Origin of the sequence: Rubripirellula tenax, assembly GCF_007860125.1 — a bacterium.
Taxonomy (GTDB): Bacteria; Planctomycetota; Planctomycetia; order Pirellulales; family Pirellulaceae; genus Rubripirellula; species Rubripirellula tenax.
The window spans coordinates 1-1,145 of record NZ_SJPW01000041.1 but is presented as its reverse complement, the minus strand read 5'-3'; the positions used below and the strand labels follow the sequence as shown (position 1 = coordinate 1,145).

The 1,145-nt window shown below is 58.0% G+C and carries 1 pseudogene; it reads right to left on the bottom strand.

Going from position 1 to position 1,145, the window contains the following annotated elements:
- Positions 1–26: 26 nt before the first annotated feature.
- Positions 27–1,145: pseudogene (locus Poly51_RS30915) on the bottom strand (hypothetical protein); the annotation flags it as partial.

Below are 1,145 nucleotides of genomic sequence, written 5' to 3'. Positions count from 1 at the left end.
GGGTGTCGTCTCGCCAGGGCGCGAGTTTACGCGGCCAATTGATGGTTCGTGGTAGCTTTGGGTGCGTAAGGTCGTATCGACGCCTCATTAGCCTTCAAGACCGCGCCATAGGTTGACTCCCACGTTCCGCTGAGCAGGATCGTTCGCAGCGTCAAGATTCGGCCAGCACCTTCATGACTCCAACGCATCCCCGACAATTTCAGCCGCTGCGTGAAAACCGTTTTGCACGCCGCTTCGGTCACGCCGCTGCCGATCGGAAGATGATTGCGTTTGCAATCGTAGTACTTCATGTATTTCGTTCGCGATTGGATGTACCGGTACGCCTTTTCAAAGTTCTCCAACCGCGTCTTGCCCAACTTGCGGCGACTTCGCAAGCTGGCCGCCGAATGAAGCACCCGACTGGCACCGCCCGGTTGCTTTAGCTTTTTCATCATCCGTTGCGCCCACGCGTACGCCTGACGTTGTTGCGACTTCGTGAACAACGCATCGGCCATCGCCCACACCCGCTCGCTGACATGATAGAAGTCGGCCACCCGAGTCCAGTCCAACTTCTTGCCGCTGATCGGATGCTTCATCTTCTTCAGAACGCGACGAAAGTACTCCGTTTCGTTGCTGCCCGAGTCTGTCACGTAAGCCAGTCCAGGAATTTGCCCGTTCCATCGCGAGAACACCTCTTGGATCAATCCCGTCAACATCGCATCCATCGTCCCTTGGCCAAGTTCGGGCGGGTGAGCCAAGTAGATCGTCCCGAGTCGTTTGCCCGCCCGGTTGTACACACTCAGCGTCGCTGCGGTCGCGACTTCAAAGAACCCCTTGCGGTGACGCAGTGTGATTCCATCGCGACCGACGCTCAGGACAGGCTTGCGGCTGCCGCTGCTTTCGCCTGCGATTCGCAGCATTTCCAGCAAGGCATCGGCCTGATGCGATTGACGCAGCGGTTGCATCGAAGCGGCCAAAGCTTCCGTGCAAGCACGCAATCGCTTCACTCCCATCGAAACTCCGCTGCTTCTGCGGATCGCATCGAGTGTCGCTTGTTGGCTCATGCCGGCGGCGGCAATCTCCTGTCCGATCCAATCGAGCATGGCGGGTGAAACGTTTTCGACCAGCCCCAGCATCAACTCCAACGGGAAGATCGTCTCTTCGTC